A 428-nucleotide genomic window follows, 5' to 3' on the forward strand; every position below is an offset into this window, starting at 1 on the left:
TTAGGGAAAATTGCTCTGGTGTGATCTCCATACCCGATAGTTTACTCGCTCAGGCCATTAGTGTTAACAGGCCCTAGTTGCTGCTTGATTCTGATCAAGGCCCATCGCACCACTGTCGCTAAGCTAAGCGTATCGGTGGTAGTGGAGTGCAGCATGCAGTCGGTGGATATCGCGGTCATTGGTGCGGGGCCGGTCGGTCTGAATTTTGCGCGGTCGTTGGCCGGCAGTGGGCTGTCGGTGGTATTGGTCGACCGGCAAACGCGCGCGTAGTTCGCTGATCCTGCTTTCGACGGGCGCGAGATCGCATTGACGCACGCCTCGCTTGCGCTGCTGGAAAAACTGGGATCTGGCACTGAGGTATCCCCACGTTTTTCAGCCCATGACCATCTGGTTGTAGACGTGTTCGGGCAGTGTGCGTAATCGCTCCA

Annotated in this window: 1 pseudogene; it reads left to right on the plus strand. The window is 56.5% G+C overall.

Annotated elements, in window-relative coordinates:
- Nucleotides 1-153: 153 nt before the first annotated feature.
- Nucleotides 154-345 (plus strand): annotated as a pseudogene (locus tag XpopCFBP1817_RS21210) (FAD-dependent oxidoreductase); the annotation flags it as partial.
- Between the last annotated feature and the right edge of the window lie 83 nt (nucleotides 346-428).

This window comes from Xanthomonas populi, from assembly GCF_002940065.1.
GTDB classification, from domain to species: domain Bacteria; phylum Pseudomonadota; class Gammaproteobacteria; order Xanthomonadales; family Xanthomonadaceae; genus Xanthomonas; species Xanthomonas populi.